Source organism: Peribacillus muralis (genome assembly GCF_001439925.1).
Lineage (GTDB): Bacteria > Bacillota > Bacilli > Bacillales > DSM-1321 > Peribacillus > Peribacillus muralis.
This window is the reverse complement of the sequence record NZ_LMBV01000008.1, coordinates 207,479-223,242: the sequence shown is the minus strand read 5'-3', so window position 1 is coordinate 223,242 and position 15,764 is coordinate 207,479. Positions and strand designations below refer to the sequence as shown.

General features: G+C 36.5%; 11 protein-coding genes. 4 read left to right on the top strand and 7 right to left on the bottom strand.

The window, feature by feature from the left end; genetic code table 11:
- Nucleotides 1-450 precede the first annotated feature (450 nt).
- Complete coding sequence (locus ASU00_RS12865; protein WP_057913863.1) at nucleotides 451-1,368, top strand: aldo/keto reductase; 918 nt, start codon at nucleotides 451-453, stop codon at nucleotides 1,366-1,368.
- A 61-nt stretch (nucleotides 1,369-1,429) separates the two neighbouring features.
- On the opposite strand, the gene ASU00_RS12860 is transcribed toward ASU00_RS12865, so the two are convergent.
- Entirely contained in the window at nucleotides 1,430-2,806 is a 1,377-nt protein-coding gene (locus ASU00_RS12860; protein WP_057913862.1) for an aminotransferase-like domain-containing protein, read from the bottom strand.
- Nucleotides 2,807-2,955: 149 nt separating this feature from the next.
- Between ASU00_RS12860 and ASU00_RS12855 the strand changes: the two genes are divergently transcribed.
- From ASU00_RS12855 to ASU00_RS12845, 3 genes are all read left to right on the top strand, one after another.
- Nucleotides 2,956-3,855, top strand: coding sequence for a DMT family transporter (locus ASU00_RS12855; protein WP_057913861.1), 900 nt, complete (start codon nucleotides 2,956-2,958; stop codon nucleotides 3,853-3,855).
- 188 nt (nucleotides 3,856-4,043) lie between these two features.
- A complete protein-coding gene (locus tag ASU00_RS12850; protein ID WP_057913860.1) occupies nucleotides 4,044-4,262 on the top strand; it encodes a helix-turn-helix transcriptional regulator in 219 nt (72 codons plus the stop codon).
- Nucleotides 4,263-4,279: 17 nt separating this feature from the next.
- The gene (locus tag ASU00_RS12845; RefSeq protein ID WP_057913859.1) at nucleotides 4,280-4,678 is read left to right on the top strand and encodes a hypothetical protein; all 399 of its coding nucleotides are present in this window, start codon (nucleotides 4,280-4,282) and stop codon (nucleotides 4,676-4,678) included.
- A 160-nt stretch (nucleotides 4,679-4,838) separates the two neighbouring features.
- On the opposite strand, the gene ASU00_RS12840 is transcribed toward ASU00_RS12845, so the two are convergent.
- The 6 genes from ASU00_RS12840 to ASU00_RS12815 form a co-directional block, all read right to left on the bottom strand.
- Nucleotides 4,839-7,292 (bottom strand): restriction endonuclease-like protein, encoded by a 2,454-nt coding sequence (locus tag ASU00_RS12840; RefSeq protein WP_057913877.1) that lies wholly within the window; start codon nucleotides 7,290-7,292, stop codon nucleotides 4,839-4,841.
- Entirely contained in the window at nucleotides 7,264-9,816 is a 2,553-nt protein-coding gene (locus ASU00_RS12835) for an MrcB family domain-containing protein (RefSeq protein WP_057913858.1), read from the bottom strand. Before ASU00_RS12835 ends, ASU00_RS12840 begins: the two co-directional genes overlap by 29 nt.
- A gap of 183 nt (nucleotides 9,817-9,999) precedes the next feature.
- Nucleotides 10,000-10,380 carry a hypothetical protein gene (locus tag ASU00_RS12830; RefSeq protein WP_057913857.1) on the bottom strand — a complete coding sequence of 127 codons (381 nt, stop codon included), beginning with the start codon at nucleotides 10,378-10,380 and terminating at the stop codon, nucleotides 10,000-10,002.
- A gap of 157 nt (nucleotides 10,381-10,537) precedes the next feature.
- On the bottom strand, nucleotides 10,538-11,341 hold the full coding sequence (locus tag ASU00_RS12825; protein WP_057913856.1) for a hypothetical protein: 804 nt from the start codon (nucleotides 11,339-11,341) through the stop codon (nucleotides 10,538-10,540).
- 12 nt (nucleotides 11,342-11,353) lie between these two features.
- A complete protein-coding gene (locus ASU00_RS12820) occupies nucleotides 11,354-14,797 on the bottom strand; it encodes a hypothetical protein (RefSeq protein ID WP_057913855.1) in 3,444 nt (1,147 codons plus the stop codon).
- Entirely contained in the window at nucleotides 14,794-15,672 is an 879-nt protein-coding gene (locus ASU00_RS12815) for a DUF4007 family protein (RefSeq protein WP_057913854.1), read from the bottom strand. The genes ASU00_RS12820 and ASU00_RS12815 overlap by 4 nt, the downstream gene beginning before the upstream one ends.
- Nucleotides 15,673-15,764: the final 92 nt, after the last annotated feature.

Genomic DNA, 15,764 nt, shown 5'->3' with positions numbered 1-15,764 from the left:
GATTGACAGTTAAGAACATTTTATCATGTTCTCTTTTTTCTCTGTCTACCTGAAGGGGATAATACCAATTTACAGGTATTTTTTATATAGTTATTTCACAATAAGGGGACTGGGAGACATCATGAGTACAATAACATTTTCAGCATAAGTGTCTTTGACATGGATGCCAGTTTAGTGTTGGACTTTCTTTTTTTTGAGTATATTTATATTCTTCCAGGAAGCTCATCCTGGCGAAATATAAAGTAGTACTATATTGAAACGTAGCAGCTTTTATGAATTTCATTAATTTTCCTTCACCCTATGTTAAATCTTGAAAACTACTAGCAAGATGTGTCACAATCAAAAAGAGCTACGCAAATTTACTTGTAACGTGAAGCAACCCGCTTGTAATGAAGGTCTGCAGGTGACGGACTCTCACACCCTGTACACAATTAAGGAGGACATGAATTCATGAGGACTATGAAACTTGGAAGCAGCACATTAGAGGTGCCGGTCGTTTCAGTCGGCTGCATGCGAATCAACTCGCTGGACAAGACCGAGGCTGAGCACTTTGTGCAAACGGCGTTGGAATTAGGCGCGAACTTCTTCGACCATGCTGATATTTATGGCAGTGGCGAATGCGAGGAAATTTTCGCCGACGCGATCGGGATGAACGCAAGCATTCGCGAAAAGATCATCGTACAATCCAAATGCGGCATACGCAAAGGGATGTTTGACTTCTCCAAAGAACATATCCTCGAATCTGTGGACGCAAGCCTGAAGCGCCTGAAAACGGATTACCTGGATACTTTTCTTCTCCACCGCCCGGATACGTTAATGGAGCCGGAAGAAGTGGCAGAGGCGTTCGACATTCTTGAAAACTCAGGAAAAGTGCGCCATTTCGGCGTTTCCAACCAAAATCCGATGCAAATCCAGCTGCTAAAAAAATCGGTCAAGCAGCCGATTGTCGCAAACCAGCTGCAATTAAGCATCACCAACGCCAACATGATTTCCAATGGCTTTAATGTGAATATGGAAAATGATCAAGCCGTGAACCGCGACGGCAGTGTGCTCGATTTTTGCAGACTGAACGATATCACGATTCAGCCTTGGTCACCCTTCCAATACGGATTCTTTGAAGGCGTTTTCCTCGGAAACGAAAAGTTCCCTGAATTGAACAAACAAATCAATGAAATCGCCGGCAAATATGACGTCAGCAACACGACGATCGTCATCGCCTGGCTTCTGCGCCATCCCGCTCACATGCAGCCGGTCATCGGAACGATGAATGAAGACCGCCTTAAAGATTGCTGCAAGGCAACCGAAATCAAGCTAACACGCGAAGAATGGTATAGCATCTATCGCGCGGCAGGCAATGTGCTGCCGTAACCGACTATAATGATGAGCCCTCCAAATACTTTGGAGGGCTTTATTTTTATCTGCACTCAACCTAAATGGGCAAAAAGGTAGGCGGCTTTCTATGATTTTTTCTGCTGTCAAGGACTGCAATGCAGTCAGCCAACATCTTGATCCCTAGTTTAATTTGACTCTCATTCACCTGGGAGATGCTTAAGCGAATCAGGTTTTCCTTTTTATATTGAGGCAAAAACATCCTGGAGGCATCATCCACATAAATATGCTGCTCGTGCAGCATCTGGACGACCTGTTTCGCCTTCACATGCTCAGGCAAGCTGATGGAAAGATAAAATCCTGAAGCTGGTCTCGAAAACTGGGTATTAGCCGGCAGCAATGCTTCACAGGCTTCTTGAACGAGATGCATCTTCGTCCGGTACACCTCTTTTACTTTTTTAAGATGGCTATTGAACATCCCGCTTTTTAAATAGGTTTCCAGCGCACCTTGGGAAAGTGCTGAACTATTAAAATCCGAACAGAATTTAGCTCGCAAAAAATCGTTCATCATCAGTGCTGGCAGAACGACCGTACCAATTCTTAACCCTGGGAGAAAAACTTTCGAAAGGCTTTTAATATAAATCACCCGCCCCGAAGGATCATAGGAAAATAACGGATCAGCCTTCGCATCTGGATCAAGATCTCCTAAAATGTCATCCTCAACGATATAGACATCGTATTTTTCCGCTAACTCCACGATTTTTTTCTTTTCGCGATTCGTATAACAATGTCCAAGCGGATTGTGAAACCTCGGAATTATATAGAAAAATTTTATATCATTATTTCGAAACATGTATTCCAGCCGCTCAAGCTCAATCCCCTCCATCGTTAATTCAATCCCTAACACATTCGCCTGCTGCAAATTAAGGGACTCGATGAAGCCGAAATAAGTAGGCTGCTCTATTAAAATATTGTTTTTTCCATTTGGGAAAGCCAGTGAAACCAATAAATGAAGAGCTTGCTGCGAGCCAGATACAACGACCAATCTTTCAGGTTCGGTGAACACCTGTAAATTTTGCAGATATTTCACCAACTCCACACGCAACGAATACAGCCCTTGTTGATCGGAGTAGGTAAAAAGCTCTTCTTTGTATTGGTCAATGGCCTGATTCAAACAATGCTGAAATTCCACATAAGGCATGATATTTTTATCCGGACCGGCAGACAAAAAATCAATCACCTCCAGCTCTTCCCTCGCTTTTTGAAACTCATTGACAACATAGTATCCGCTTTTCGGAACCGAATAAATAACATGCTCTTTTTCAAGCTCATCATAAGCTTTCATGACCGTGTTCTTGCTGCAGCCATAATCCTCAGACACCTGACGAACAGAAGGAAGCTTACTGCCTGCAGTAAGTAAACCCTCCTCCAGCCGGCGCTTCATGTCCGCCATAATTCTACTATATTTCGAGCTCATTCTGTCGCCCTCCCTCCAACTGTACCAGGACAGATCAGTAAAATAAGTGTTTATTATTAATATACGGTCTCATAATATGTAAATTATAGCAAAACTTTTTTTATAAATGGTACAGATCTGAACAAATATCAGAATTGGAGTTGGATAGGATGCAGGGAGAACAAAGAGAAAAACTCGGATTATTATTGGGATTGGTGGGTGTCATTTGTTTTAGCTTAACGCTCCCTGCTACAAGGATTGCCGTCGAGCACTTCGGAACGACGGTCGTCGGCTTAGGAAGAACAGTCATTGCGGCCATGTTAGTAGCGGTCGTATTGATCGTACGCAAAGAAAAATTACCATCTCCCCGACAATTCAAAAGTCTCCTTATCGTTGCCGTCGGGGCCGTATTAGGATTTCCGCTCCTTACCTCGTGGGCCATGGAAGCCTTGCCCGTTTCCCATGGCGCAGTGGAAGTAGCGCTATTACCATTAGCAACAGCCGGATTTGCCATGCTTCGTGCAGGCGAAATCCCCTCACTCAAATTCTGGATATCAAGCGCAATCGGCTCCTTAGCCGTCATCATCTATGCCCTCCACCTGGGATTCGGTTCACTGCAATATGCCGACCTAGCTTTACTGACAGCCGTGATCATCCTCGGCCTTAGCTACGCGGAAGGAGGAAAATTAGCAAAAGAATTAGGCAGCTGGCAGGTGATTGCCTGGGCAATCATCATCGGTGCTCCCTTTTTCATCATTCCAGTCGCCCTAAGCGTAACAACGGAAATGCTTCACGCCCCATTCCAAGCCTGGATCAGCTTCATCTATCTCGCCGTCGTCAGCCAATTCCTCGCCTATGTCGCCTGGTACAGCGGAATGGCAATCGGCGGAATAGCCAGAGTCAGCCAAATCCAATACCTGCAGCCATTCCTGATGATCCTATTCGCCACCCTATTCCTACATGAATCCATCACCTATTTTACGATTGTAATCGCCGTGATCGTGGTACTTTCGGTTATTTTCGGGAAGGATGCTGCTGTAAGGAAGGTGGAGGTAGCTGGGGAGGGGTGATGTTTTTGATGAAAAAAGTAGTGGATACCATTTGTTAAACATGGTATCCACTGCTTTTTCTCTACTGCTTCTAAATCAATTCATGTTTGTTGGCCAATAATACATATCCATTTAAACCCTTTTACACCTGAAAATATTTCCTTTTCAATCCATTTTGTATAAAATACTATACATAAGAGGTGGAAAATTTGAAAAGAGGAAAAGTAAAAAACAACGTTCGCTATTTTCGAAGATTACATGATTTTACTCAAGAAGAACTTTCGGATCGAATCGGTGTACATAGACAAACCATTGTTGCTTTGAAAAAACAAAAATACGAACCCTCAATAGGAATTGTTTTGATGCTCTCAGCTGTATTAAATGAACCAATCGATAAATTATTTTTTTTAGAAGAAAAAACAGATTAAATTCAGGAGGGATTCTTATGCGTTTGAAAAAATGGATGATTTTAGTTGGTTACATGTGCTTATTCTTAGGCTTTGGATATTCATCTTATTCAATTTTTGCAGATGAAACAGGAAGTAATTTATGGGTTTTGTGGGGGATAGCTTTTCTTGTTATGGGCTATCAAGTCATTAATTTTTTAATCAACAAAAAAAATGATAAGTGGAACGATAGTTACGTTGTAGCAGATCAACGTGTTTTTCGTAAAATTTTAATTTCCCTCTCTCTATCATATGTTTTTATGCTGATTTTTTTATTGGTTGGAGCAATTGGATTCTATCATGATTTCACTTCAGGCTATAATATTTTGGTCGGAGCTATTATTTCAAGTTTGTTGGTATTTATGGTTTCTCAAATTGTGCAAGGTCTTGTGAATTAATCCAAATAAAATGCTAAGTTATTAACTGATCTATGTAAAGGAAGATGAGAGGGTTATTATTTTATGAAGGAGAACATACTTTCATTTGGCATGATATCTCTTCCCCAAAAATTATAACAAAGTTAAATATAAAAAAACCACTATACAAAAGTATAGTGATTTAAAGCAAACCAAGCACTTCTCGAAATACTTTAGATGGCTGATGAATTAGTAAATCCGTACCTAATATTCGTTCCTGACTATCATTTCTAATTGATAAGATTTGCTTCTCTTTGTCCAAATGGATTTCGATTCCTTTAAATGAGAAAGTCCCTACTCCTAATGCGTCCTCCAAAACCTTGTTATCCAGGTTAATCTCTATCTGATCTGAAATCCTTCTAAGCATCCTCCAAAGAGTGGTTTCCTGTTTGTTTTTCATGTATAGCTCTGGCAGCTCTTTTGCCTCGTTTAGTAAAGAAAGAGTTGTCATCATATACGTTGCTATGCCGTATTTTACAGGGCGGATAACCTGCTTTGTATTCTTCCAAACTTCCACAAAGAATAGAACAGAATCTTCTTCAGTCGAAATTCGCTTGATTTTCCTATACTCTCTAACACCGTTCTCCCCAAGTTCTGAAGTCGTATAAAGTGCTACATACTTTGCTTCTTGCCAGCCCCTTTTTAGGCTATTAACAGGAATTTGATAGTAGCCCTGCTGAATTAAGTCTCGATAAACTGCTTCGTTCGAAATTGTTCCGACAAGTACTTTTTCTTCTAAAGTTGATTCCCATTCCTCTTTCGTCCCCCTAGGTAAAATCCCTTCACGCTGAATTTCCTCAGGACTTTTTCCAATGAGACACTCTAGGAATCGCTCGACCATATCGGTAGCGTTTGGCAAAAAAGGCAAACCGCCAATATTGACTTGATCTATACTTTTATAAAAATGATGGTCTTCATACCTTTGCTCATCTGACCAAGGAAATAACACATACGCTCCAAAGGCTGTCTGCTCATATGGACCATTAATCATCGAAACAAGTGAATCCCTATAGCGGTGCATCGTATTAATATCATCTTCCACCGGTCCCGGCGTTTTATAACGGGATTCATAATAGCTTTCAGGTTGTGCATAATCAATTCGGTATTTGGCATCAAATACATAATTATAGCGGTGATTCTTGCCTTTTTTCTCAATCGTCAACATCGAGTCAGGCTTTTGCGGAATGGTAGGTAAATCTTTCTCATATTTTTGATAGATAAGTTCAATCTTTTCCTTTGTTACTGGGTGCTCAAAGACTCGTTTTGCCGTTCTATTTGCCTCTAAATTCACGAACAGCCCCTCTCTGTTCACGCAGACGATATCCTGACTCAATAGGGTATATTTACTGCTCAAAATTTGTCCTAGCTTTAAAAAAGTCCAGTATTCATATAAAGTGGCGACATCCTTAACAGACATTTGATATAGCTTTCCTTGCAGCATAAGGCCTTTTGAGACAGTTAAATAAATTTGAAAGGCATCACGATAGCCTGGTGCCATTTGCAAGACCAAACTCATTACCGAACGATCAAGTCTGCCAATCGAGCGCCAAAAGACATTGTTCTTCCTTGACTCTAGCTGCTGTTTCATTTGATTCAGCCGTAACAGAAGTTCCGTATCAGGCTCTTCCTTCCAGCGCTTATTCTTATTCATTAAAGCGCCCAACAAATCATCAAACTTATGAATCAGCCTGTCCATCATCCATTTCACATAACGATTTTCCATCGTATCGTAACGCAACTCTTTTTTAGGCTTAACCCCTTCACGCGGCATCATCGTTTTCCCATGAATTCTAATTCCATTCTCCACTTCCATAAAAGATTGACTCCGCTTTTGCAAATACTTCCGTGTACAAGAATCAGTTTTGCTGAGCTGATCGCCGCGCGCTTTTACATATGATGTTTCTAATATATGATGCGGCTGCCTCTCGATTCGGTTTACTGCCTGAATAAACTGCTTAAAATGCTTCGTCATCAAACGATAGAATTCAGCCCTGCTTGGCTTGCCTTCAAGCTTGATGGTTGACCCTAAATACGTTTTCCGGATAAAGTGAAAAGCCAAGTTGTAAATCTCATCATTCACTTCCTCAAGCAGCTGTCGATAATCTTTTTGATAATCCAATTTAACAGGAAAAATTTCAAGCGTTACTTCCACTAACGTTTGTGCTCCTGATCGAACTTCAAAAGTCGTATACCCTACCTCATTTTGAAATTGAAGATTCCCTGTTAATAGCGACATACCACTCAATTCCATACGAGATATTGCCTTGCGTAACAATGGATGTTCATGATAAAAGTCCAGTTCTTGATTCTGTTTTGAAATGATAAGCACTTGGTAGGTCCCATTTTCAAAGAAAATCGGCCGCACCTGCTGGGAATCAGTAAACATTCCTGATTCAATATCATAGACTTCAACACTTTGAACGTCTCCTCCTGAAACAGAAAATTGCATAACATCATGATAATCCATCTTTCGATACTGCTTTAACCCCTCGTACCGGTGATGATACGGCTTTCCCTTAATCACTAATGAAAATGCCGCGGCCTCTATTTTGACCAAGTCGACATCATCAGGAGATCCAGAAGGATGTGAAGCCATCATCTCGCAACCTCCTAAGCATCTCTACTACCTTAGCGGCACTTTTCGGATATCTCGCTGTACGTATGCTGATATCATTACTTTCCTCATCATCGATATATTCTTTTGTAGTAAACAAACGATATAAACCCTCTAGTAACCTCTCTACTCGAGTATCACTTCCTGAAATGCGCGGCAGGATCTTTTGTAAGATACAATGATCAAAGGCATTCTCAAAGCTCATTAATTCATTGTCTTCGTTATAAGCAAGATAAAAACATATCTCATCCCGAACCCGATAACCGATATGGGCATTGGTTAGCTGCAACGATTTATTGATATCTTCCAATTCAGCGGTAACCTTTTTAACAAGCTCCTGATTCCCCAAATAAAGATCTTTCAAGTGCAAATATTTGGACCTGAATATATGATCCTGAACCAATTTTGGTTCCACTTCCACCTGCTCTTCCAGAAAAGCAAGATTCGATAATTCCACCCGGTTGAACTCTATTGTATTTGCCCGGTCGAGCACCTTTTTACTAAAAGGATGTGTCGTTTCATCCATATTGACTGTCCCAATAACATAAAGGTTCACTGGCAGCCTAATATCCCGCTTAGCCATTTCCGCAGAAAGAAGCGTAGACGTAACCATCTTCCCATCCACCCACTTACGACTCTCCATCACACTCAACACATCGCTAAAATAATGCTCCACCCGCGCCAAATTCATCTCATCGAGCAACACAAAATAAGGATCATCCGGATTCTGTTCCGCTTTTTCAATAACGGTCGTAAACGGACCTCGCTTAAAATCTCCCTTAATATCCACATACCCAAGCAAATCCGACCCATCATTCCAATCCGGACGAATCGGGATCAATGTAAATTGCCCATTATCCTCAGTAGCCCCCACACTCTCCGCAAACCACTGAACAACCTTCGTCTTCCCTGTACCAGAAATACCGGAAAGAATTACAAATGGCTTTGTTTTAAGAGATAGGAACAAATTGGTGACTTCTTCTATTGAGTATAAAAAACCTTTAGCTGTAATGTAGGAATGGATGTGAGTGATTAGATCTTTGTTACTCGCTAACCATTTTTCTTTTTCATATGTAATCACATTACCCGGAGCTGGCTTATATAAAGGATCTATAAGAGGATTCCTTTTAAATGCTATATACTCTTCATAATAGCCGACCATCATATTAAGATCTTGAACAAGCTTCGTTTCAGAAGGTAGATCATAAAGGTTATACTCAATATAAGCAGCAGTCGACTCTGCATATTGCTTTGCTTTATTGCTATATCCTATAAACATGTTATCATCTTTTTTGACTGAAGAATCCATTGTGATATGACCACGAATGTCCTTTTTGATTCTCAGCATATCTTCTTTAGACGTTTCCGTAACCCCCTGACTAAAAGACAAATAAAGTCGCTTCATATCTTCACTAAAAAGGTAAACTAAGTAATACCCTCTTTGTGTAGAATTGGTTACCTCATTATTTAAAATAGAAATCCAAGGAACCGTTGCCCAATTCCCTTTACCAGCAGAAGCTGCAACGGTATAGTACTTATTATCAAGAAACGATACCTTACTAATCTCCTTTGGTACATCATTTCTTATAAAACTAGCAATAACATTTCCACCAAAACCCCCACTTTTTGCTGTTAGATATTCACTCGATATTTTCAGAAAATACTCTCGTAGTTTACTGTCCATTTTTTGCAACTCCTTATTAATAGGTATCCAATTTTGATCCACTAATTGAAGATTTTCAAGCCATGAGAGTAGATTATTTGTTCTTTTCTTGGCAACAGATTCAAGCATTAAGTTTTCACCTTGAGAATTACGAACTATTAACATACCTATCTCGATAAGAGCTGTTCTTTTTTCAACTTTAGAACACCTTTTCATAATACTTAAGCACTCTAATGCAATTTGAAAGTAATCTTGTACCAATACCAATTTTTTAAGGAATTGTTTTTTATTCTTACTATTTAAGTACTCACTCATATGAGTTTGACTTATTTTATTTTCCTCGTTTATCAAACCTATTAATCTTAAGTCTTGGCGACTGCGAGACTTAAGATGATACATACTTCCGCTTATTTGTTCACTTAATGTAGACGGGTCATATTTGCCGTTATACACCTCATCAAGGAAAATCTCAAAGTTATCATAATTATCGGCAGGTAACTGATCTGTTTTAAATTCTCGTAGTTTTATAGCTGGCTCCTCAGCTAAATGAATTACTTCAACAAAAGGAAGCTTAGATATGAAAGCCATATTTAATATAGAAAAATCTTTGGTCAAAACAAAATCTGAAGGAGAAGCAGTTCTTACTGAAACAAACTCATACCAAGCTTTAAATATAGTATTGAAAGGGATTTGTATATCCCGCTCTTTCCCTCCATCGAACTTATTGACTGTAATATCTACTACGTTTTGGTTGATGCTTTTTATGTAAAAAATTTTTGAACTTAATGTATTTACTTGTGTTAAGTCTTTTATTAATTCTATTAGTATTTTCTCAATAACCATAATTACCCCCTCACAAGTCTCTATCACTCTAATTTTAATCTCGTATAAATAGTACAAGATACCTTTCTTATAAATCATTTGTCTACTTGAAAAAAGCGAATTTTAACTGATGAATTCAAGCATAATTCTGAGAGAATACTCCTTGAATAATTTATACTTATATAAATTATTTCAGGTTAAAGTTCATTTTATATAACATCTATTATTTAAACAAAGACATAAATCTGATTTGTGAACTGGGTTAAATGATTTCAATTCAACAAAGTAATCTGTTTTATATGGATCATAAAAAATGGGGCTATATTCAGATGTTAAATTACATTCTTCATCAGAATAAGTTCCAATTACATAAGCATGGACCCTTTTTTGAAGAGTGTTTCTGACTCTTTCTTGACCCTTTTTGTATACTTTAAAATCAACGTCATGTAGGATAAATCCATCTCCATGAGCTATGACTATTCTGGTCTTTAAATCTTGAATAGAGAAGGTTCCTGTGTGTAAATTCCGATATACTCTTATTTTTTGTCCTATTTCTAGAACATGACCATTCTTGACATATAACATATTAACACCCTTGCAGATAGATTTTATATCTGGTTATGTATTATTATTTATTCCCATTATATGTATGACTTATTCAAATGGTGAGTACAATAAAGAACCATGATTTACTCAATCATGGTTTTTTACTTTAATATCGTTTACAACAGTACCTTAATTGTTACGAGAAAGAACAAACACATGGAACTGTTTCATCTTTTGTTTTCAAGAATTTTTCTACACCTTCACTATCCATTTGCTCTCTATATTCCCTTAAAGTAAAGGGCCCTCCATCTTTTTTCAAGATAGATACGTTCTTTTCAAAGTTCTTACGAAAGTTCTCTTCCATCTCTTCTTGTAACGCATATCTATCCGGCCAAATTTTGTATAATTGTGCGTAATGTTGATAACCGCCCCTTACACAGCGCCCCCCACAATTTGCATGTGAAAAGCCCATTTCATACATTCTTGGTAATTTTATTCTCCATTCTCCTTCAATGATACCTTTAGCATCAATATCCTCTCTAAAGGTTTCAATCATAGGAAATCTAGTTTCAATAGGTTCAAGAGGGCGGTGGCTATAAAATTCCTTTAAATTATCAGCCCGATGAGACTCATGTGGGCCAATTCCAAAGTAAAGGATTGGTTCTAAGTTATGTTGATCTCTAAGCTCTTCTAAGAAAACAATAGTTTGATAGACTTTTAACTCTTCTGAACATTTCGCCAACCTTGAATTTCCCAAAAATCGATAATCATAAAAAACTTCTTCTGGAGTTCTACCATCTATTCGTTCAGTAATTTCAAGTCCAATATATTCAGATACCTCATCCATAAATCTATAATTATCGTCATCTTCCCACAATGTATTAGTAAAAAAAAGAATACAATTTTCTTTTCCATGCGCTTGTACCATTTGATAAGCAACATAGGCACTTGCAGCGCCCCCGCTAAACATAGCTACATGTACTGGTTTTCTATCCAACACAAGTCACCTTCTCTATTCTACAAATTGATCAAACAAACTATAAACAAGATATTCTACTTCCTCTTTTGGTACATTACGCCCTGCATTACGAATCATCCGCTCAACATTTTTATAAATTGTTTCGGACTTTGTTGATAAACTTACTTTATTAAGAGTCTTTACTATTCCATTATATTCAATCTCTATTCGATTACCAGTATTTAGATTATGAATTGATGTATCTTGGAAATCTGATCTGATTTGTCTAAGAAACATTTCGGTAGTGATATCAGACCAATTTAATAGTTCAATACCCAAGTAAGAGTAGGCAAACTCTTCAATCCAATTTTCTAATTGATCTAAATTAATTATACTTTTTACAAATTTATTTTTCTTCTTTACTTCTACATTATTATCCTGTGCCCATGAATGTAGTTGATCAAATGAGACTACACCTACTATATTAAATACTTCATGGCATAGGGATGTCTTAAATTCCGTATAAGCCAATTCTATCTCTTTCTTTTCCATTAAAAGTAAGTCAATGTTGTTATTATATCTCTCATATAACTTCCTAAAAGTTTCTTGAGGATTTATCTCGCTTTTTCTAATAATTTCTTTTAACCACAATATATTCTCATTAAGTTTGGATGTAGTTTGAGTATACCTTGGAAGACTTCTAAGCCAAGAAAGCATAGCGTTATTCAAGCGAATAAATTTAGGCTTGTTCTTTATTAGATCATTCTCATAATGACTAAAAATATTTTCTAATGATAAGAAAAACTCGTCGTATTGCTGATCAAATTTATAATAAACATATTCATATTCTTTAGCTTCTTCGAACATTTTATATAAAATCTCACTTGTAATCCCAGCTATATACATATCATTTCTATAGAACATCAACTGATCCCATCTATCTCTTAATAAAGAAACCACAAATATAGGAATTAAAGGGGCTCTAATCCCAAATGGTTCTCTTTGTAAGATTGCTGAAAGATCACTCAGACAACCATTTACATTGCTCTCTAAGTAATGTACTAATTTTTCTCTTAATTCTCTTAATTCAATTGAACTTATATTATCTAGATCTCTAATATCAAAATTGTTGTTTTTAAATACTGTGGCATAGATTAAATAATCAGGCCCTTGTCCTTCTATAGAAAGATCATGTTTACTATAATTATTGATAACTTTATCAAGAACGGTATAACCTGCTTTACGCTGCATGTTATTAATTTTTCTTCTATTAAATGAATCGTTTCTAACTTCTGGAGTTAGTCTATAATTTTTGAACATAATATTACTTAAAAGTTGCTCTAAAGCAATTTCACTCTGAAGAGCAATCTCGTCGTTCTTATAAAGCCATAAACAATCAGAACTATAGCTCGTATATTTATCAATAAAATCTCTGATTGAAAACTCTAGATCCTCTTTCCTTAATATCAATTCTTCCTTTAAAAATTTATCCTCTTTTAACAATTCAATATCATTCAGTAAGTCATTAATGACCACAAGTTCCGTAACTTGTTCATCTATTGGTGAAAAAGAATATTTAGAAATACAGTAAATAAAATATTCTTCACTAGAATTTTTTAATTTTTCTTTAACATATTCCAAATCACTTAAAGATTCGAGTATGATATAAAAAACTACCCCGTCTGATTTCTTTGATTTTTTATATTTTTCTCTCCAACCTTCATCCTGTAAAATTTCTGAACTGAATAGAAACTCTATTTCAGCATATCGAGTCATACTTTTCTCATCATTATAATCATTGGATAAAAAGAATCGTTTTGTTAACAAGTTTTTTAAAATTGTTTCTCTTAAATTTAAATTAAGTTTAATAAAAGGCCGTCTTTCTTTTATAATTTCTTCAATAAAGAATGAACTACCCTCCATTAACTCCCAATACCCCATTACTCTATTAAATCTAATCGTTTTTATTGATGATAACTTTGTAAGAACATTGGTTAATTCATTTCTTGTTTTGTTCAAGGCAAACTGTAAAAAGTCTGTTGTCAGCTTAAATTTTGATTGTAAACCTGCCATATCCCATAGCGTAATGAATTTTATAACCTCCAAATTATTCTTATCCTCTAGTAATAAGGGTGCTTTATGAATAATGCTTTTGTATATCTTCATTGCTTCAAAGCCATCATTACCAGTATCTACTTCATGTAAGGAAGGAAAAAAGTAACTAAATAAATGGGATGGAAGATAGTATCCGTCATTTTTATTGAGATGATTAGTTAGACCACCAGTTTCACTACTTTCTAGAAATGTGAATAACGTTCTTTCATTTTGTCCAAAAAAACTAGATAAGTATGGTAATAAGTATAGGGTCACTGGATGTAAAGGATACGTTCCTTCTATAATGATCTTTTCAACTTCCTGTTGATTCAATTCTGGGAATAAAGGATATTTTCTTAATTGATCAATTAAATCCGGTATGTTTTCAGTTTTAACTAACCTGTTACTGTTTATATCGTTAAGATAGCTATCAACGATCCGTATGAAAGTGAAGCGGTCACTTTCTACATAGTAGGTTCTAAATCGCTTTTCAATTCTTTGAAATTCATTCTTGAATTCTTCATTTAACAAGCCTAAATATTGAGCTAAATTACGATGTGTAATTAATAGCAAATGCAAATTATCCGCTGTATTATTCGTCAACTCCGCTAGATCTTGTAAATCTTGCATAGTTTCATGAACAAGATGAGGTTCGATCGTTTGGAGCATTCTGCCAAACTCATCATAGGCAATGAATAACCCAATATTTTTTTTCTTTAATTCATGTAGCACAAACTTAATTTGATCAATAAAAGATTCCTTATAATCCACAACAAACTCAGACCCAGAAGTTAGTGAAGGAAATATATCTATAAACCAATCGATTTCTTCTTTCTCTTGGTTTAATACTCCTAATCTCCAGGTATCTATATCTTTTCCTTTTTCTTTCAGGATTTTCTTAAATGCCCTATATGTTGTTGGAAACTGCTGTGACCATAAATCAACAGTTTGGATGACCTTCCCATTTTGCCCTGGAAGAGTAATATTAATCTTATTCTCATTAATAGTTCTAATGATTGAATTTAAAACAGATTGTCTAAATCTTCCTTCATTCCCGTTCAGTGCGACAGTTAAGTAGGTTGTTTCTATATTATTAACCTCAAGTAATTCATCAAAAATATCATCATGTACCTTGTTGAATTTCTTTGATAAAGCATTGAAAGTTCTCTTATCTACTTTCTTTGAAACTAGCCCGGCTACAATGGTAGCAATTAGTGATTTACCTGTGCCATAAGGACCAATAATAATATGTGATCTAATTTCTTTACCAGAAAATCCTCCTAAGAGACCTAATAAAGATTCTGCGTGTGAAGGTGTAGGCAGGTATCGATTGATAAATTCCTTTTTTCCTAAGTCAAATTTTATATTGACACTCGTTTTAAATGGGGTCTCTTTAACTATCATTTAATTACTTCCACCTTTCGGCTATACTCATCTTGTAAAAAGTTCTGTGGAGTAATATTTGGGATTCTAATTAAATCTAAATTGTTTGTTCGAATAAAACTTACCGGATACTTTGGATGTAATGTTAATTGATTCAGGGCATTCACAATTGAACTTCTGCTAATATTGAAAGTTTTACCCCATAAGCCAATAGAATGAACTAAATCATCCACACTGACAGTATCAACATCATTTTGAAAACTGTAATCCAATAAGACATACATTAAAGCGGTTAAACCAATATGATTATAGTTAGAAGCCTTTTTGTAAATAACTCCTTTTATCTCTTCCACTAAACCTAATTTATGCAAGGGGCTTTGAATGACTTCTTCAGGGTCGTTCACATTTTGTCCTGCCGTATATAGTTTCACTAGACAATCAATATCACGCTTCAATGATTTCTCTGAAACAGCTTTTTTCTCTGTATCCTTCACCCATTTTATGAGCTCATTGAGAAGGCTATCCTTAGTTGAAACTGTTTCTTTATATACATTGAAATACCAATACCATGTAGAAGATGGCTCAATATCCTTAACCAATTGATAGTGTAAAATAGACGCTGTTTCCGGAAATTTAATAAATTTATCGTATTTAAATACTAAATCGCCAAGGTCAGTGATGCGATGTATTTTCTTTCTTTCAGCATTATATACCTCTGAAACTACACCTGTAGCAACAACCCAATACCGTAGAGATTGAACCATATTTTTTCCAAGTCCGATTTTTTCAAAAGCATCTTTATCATAGAAAAATCTTTCATCGGTAGCCAAATGCTTAATACCTTTATTTAACCATCTATCTCTTAAATAAAAGCTTTGATGTTGCCCATATGCCATATCACATCTAACGCCTTTCTATTTTTCACTGGAGAAGCTTTTCCAGTAATTGATTTGTTGAAAAGAAGACATCTAGAATCAAATCTAGATGT